Below are 3,926 nucleotides of genomic sequence, written 5' to 3' on the forward strand. Positions count from 1 at the left end.
CAAAGGTTTGTGCCATTGCGTAGTTTTGACCGTGGTTGGTCAGTGTTTCAATGATTACCGATACGTTAGGGTCGCCTTCCTTCACACGGAAGATTGACGCGCCACCCATGCCATCAAGTGGTTTTAGAATCACGTCACCGTGCTTCTCGCGGAATGCTTTAATTTTTTCAGCTTTACGAGTCACGATGGTGGTTGGTGTGAGTTCAGGGAACCATGCCGTGAACAACTTCTCGTTACAGTCACGTAAGCTTTGTGGCTTGTTTACGATCAGTGCGCCGTTCTCTTCAGCACGCTCAAGAATGTAAGTCGCGTAGATGTACTCAGTATCAAACGGAGGATCTTTACGCATCAGTACCGCATCTAAATCGGATAGCGCGATAGTCTGTTCTGATTTGAACTCGTACCAACCGTTTGGATCTTCTTTTAGTTCAACAACCTTAGTGTCAGCAATGGCTACGCCTTGATCTAAATGTAGATCATCCATTTCCATGTAATGGATTTCGTAACCACGACGCTGAGCTTCAAGCATCATGGCAAAGCTAGAGTCTTTTTTGATGTTAATGGATGAAATTGGATCCATTACGATGCCAAGTTTGATCATTTCTTTCTCCTAGCCTAGATCGCCAAAACGGACTTGTAAGGCAGTAATTGCGGTTAGAGCAGCAGTTTCGGTACGAAGTACACGTGGACCGAGTAGCGTCTCTTCAAATTTGTATTGTTCTGTCATGCCGATTTCTTCAGCGGACAGTCCGCCTTCAGGACCGATCAATAGGCGCACCTTACTGATGGGTTCTGGAAGGGTGTTAATTGAGTATTTTGCTCGAGGGTGCAGGTTTAGCTTCAACGCTTCACTCGGTTCGCTGCACCACTCTTCAAGCTGCATGATTGGGCGAATAACCGGAACCGTATTACGGCCAGATTGTTCACATGCTGCGATAGCAATCTTTTGCCACTGTGCGAGCTTTTTCTCGAAGCGTTTAGTATCAAGCTTAACGCCACAGCGCTCTGAAATAAGAGGGGTAATGGTGTTCACACCAAGCTCAACCGATTTCTGAATCGTGAATTCCATTTTGTCGCCACGTGAAATCACTTGGCCTAAATGTAAGTCTAACGGAGATTCGCTGCTGCGCTCGATACGTTCAGTAACATTAACTGTGACGTTCTTTTTTGATACTTCAGCAATTGTCGCAGGGAATTCAGCGCCACTGCCATCAAATAGAAGAACATCTTGACCTTCTTTCATACGAAGGACTCGACCAACATGACCCGCGGCATCTTCGTCTAAAGCGAGTGAACCTAACTGATGAATGCGTTCTGGGTGATGGATGCGAGGGATTCTCATGCTGGTAAACCTATAAATATGTTCATTTGGGTATTTTGTCTCTGCCTAACATGGATGCTTTTAGTTGAAAAAACAAGGGTAGCGCAAGAGTTTCAGGGGCAATTCTGAAACTCTTGTTTGAGATGGAGGCAATTGGAGATGTTGGTTGCCTGAGTCGTGTTATTTACAAGCAGGAAAAACAAACGGGTTGTGATTACCTTGGATCGCATAGATTCGCTCATCACGCGTACATTCCCACTTATCGACAGGGAATTGCTTGTTCCACGCCATCATCAGGTTAGTCTGCTGCTTAGATAGTTTGAAGCCGTACTCTTGGCTCATATAAAGATAAGTACGCGCGATAGAACCTTTTGCTCTGTCTGGCGGCATCACTTTGCGCTGCTTGAAGTTGACCTGCATTTCACATTGACCATAGCTAACGCCATCCATTCCATTCCACTGACTGAAATTGTAATTAGAGCGATCACCGTTAACCTCGCCAATGGCCGGAGTCAGATTATGAAGATCGGCTTCCATGGATTTGAATACTTTGTCGTTGCGAGTGCAGTTCTTACGTCCGCCATCTTGCCAGCACTGACGCTGGTGGCCGAATTGCCAAGCTGGAACCACGTGTTCCCACTCAATACGGGAAGCGCGCTTTTGCTGTTTTCTCACTTGATAACCACAGCCGTCGAGGTCGGGGATACCTTTCTTTTTGTCTTTCCAAGTGATGTCACAACCACAATAAAATGAAGTCGGGTGATCGAGATAAATCTTCACCGCTTCTTTTTTAGCTTTGGAGAACGAACTTGGTGGAGCGGCGAAAACGCTTTGGGTTACCAGTAGGCCAAATACTATTGATAGGTAAAAGGACATCGATAGGCCAAATACTTTTGGAGAGGTTTTTTGCATAGAAAAAGACTGATGAAAGTATGATAAACAACAGTCTAGCACTCAAATGTTAGTTCACTCTATTACATTTATTCGCGTTATCTTATGAGCTCAAGACTTAGCTCAATTGAAGGCCGGTAAAAGCTAAGGTTTGCTGGCATTGTTGGCAACGATACGTTGATTGGTTGCGGATGACTTTGTTGTGTCGTCTTATCGACAGGGGATAAGTGGTGCAATCACAGCGATACTCAAAAGTTTTGCCCTGCACTGAGGTGATTTCCAAGCTGTGTGTGGTTCTGGCCGGTACATTGAATACCTTTTCCATCACGTATTTCCACTCATTGCCGTGAGGCCTAACTCGTCCGAAGACCTGATATGTGATCAGATGTGCGAGTTCATGAGGTACGACTTCGCTAATAAAGGCGTCTTCATTTTCGCTGAATAGCACTTGGTTGAGTTTTATCTCGTTTAACTGGAGGTAGGCTTTTCCCGCTGCCTTTCCTCTTAACTTGTAAGTGACGGTTGGGCATGGAAATTCACGAGAAAAATGTTGATTAGCAATAGCTAGGCATTCGCCCAGTTTTTTATTTACTCGATGTTGTTGCGGGGTGTAAGACAAGCGTTGTTAACTCCAAAAAAAAGCCTCAGCGTTTAAGCTAAGGCCTCATCATAACATTGCTCATCGATCGTGAAACGATTTAAACATGATGTTTCTTTTTGATGACTTCGTGGTAAGCATGCCAGGTTCCGTAACCAAGTAATGGCATCGTTACAATCATACCCACACCGTAGGTCGCGAAGCCGACTAAGATACCAGTACCAATGATACCCGCCCAAACGACCATCGCAGGGATGTTTGATTTAACAGCGTTGAAGCTAGTAAAAATCGCACTCATTACATCTACACGTCTTTCCATCATTAGTGGAATTGAAAATGCTGAGATACTAAATATCAGGCTAGCGATAACAAAACCAATCACAGACCCTGTAATTAAGAAGGGAGCAAATTCGGTCAATGGTGCCCCTTGTACTGAAGGGTAAAGTGCGTGCAATAATGCAGCGATACGCATCCAGAATATCATCGCAACCATTAATACAATCGCAAACGCCCATTGGTGGGTTGAGTTGCGTGTGATGGCTTTCATCGAGTGAAGTAGGCTAGCGTTGTGCCCCTTTTCTCTTTCCCAGGCTGCGTCATATAAGCCTAGGGCAAGAAACGGCCCTATTAGCATGTACACAATCAAGCTTGGCATAACGACTAAATGTGTTCCTTGCCATTGGACAAGTTGAACAATGGCGATGGCCGCACCCATAAAGCACAAACCGTAAAATGCGCTGATTAATGGCATTCTCACTAAGTCGTGCAGAGCAAGCGACAACCAATGAAAGGGCGCTGAAATGCTCACCTGATAAGATGGTATTGTACGAGCGTATTCTGAGTCTTTGATTTCTTTTTGTTTATCGTCGAAGTCTTGTGTATTCAATGTACGAGGCATAGATCCTCCTTGATCAGTTTTCTACCTGCGCTGCAGTTAAATTGCAGCGAACGAAACTCGATGCCCGACTTGGCGACGTCTTTGATGTAAGCGCGCATCAGCTAAATAGTTCACGAAACAAAGTCTGATATTGATTTGTTCGTTAACATTATTTTAACTATTGACCGTGAAGCGGCAAATATCAACTTTTGACAGGCTGTTATTAGGGCGTGTTGACC

At 44.8% G+C, this 3,926-nt stretch carries 5 protein-coding genes; all 5 read right to left on the bottom strand.

Annotated features, from left to right (window positions below; all coding sequences use genetic code 11):
- The coding region (gene gshB / locus AB4653_RS22565; protein ID WP_372105380.1) for a glutathione synthase at positions 1–601 on the bottom strand (601 nt) is incomplete at its 3' end.
- Between the two features lie 9 nt (positions 602–610).
- Positions 611–1,342, bottom strand: coding sequence for a 16S rRNA (uracil(1498)-N(3))-methyltransferase (rsmE, locus tag AB4653_RS22570; RefSeq protein WP_017091302.1), 732 nt, complete (start codon positions 1,340–1,342; stop codon positions 611–613).
- Positions 1,343–1,501: 159 nt separating this feature from the next.
- Complete coding sequence (locus AB4653_RS22575) at positions 1,502–2,233, bottom strand: endonuclease (RefSeq protein ID WP_102258158.1); 732 nt, start codon at positions 2,231–2,233, stop codon at positions 1,502–1,504.
- A 97-nt stretch (positions 2,234–2,330) separates the two neighbouring features.
- Positions 2,331–2,831, bottom strand: coding sequence for a SprT family zinc-dependent metalloprotease (locus AB4653_RS22580; RefSeq protein ID WP_017103292.1), 501 nt, complete (start codon positions 2,829–2,831; stop codon positions 2,331–2,333).
- A 79-nt stretch (positions 2,832–2,910) separates the two neighbouring features.
- Entirely contained in the window at positions 2,911–3,708 is a 798-nt protein-coding gene (locus AB4653_RS22585; protein WP_102258159.1) for a DUF2189 domain-containing protein, read from the bottom strand.
- Positions 3,709–3,926 lie beyond the last annotated feature (218 nt).

Origin of the sequence: Vibrio sp. 10N.222.48.A3, assembly GCF_041475345.1 — a bacterium.
GTDB classification, from domain to species: domain Bacteria; phylum Pseudomonadota; class Gammaproteobacteria; order Enterobacterales; family Vibrionaceae; genus Vibrio; species Vibrio tasmaniensis_A.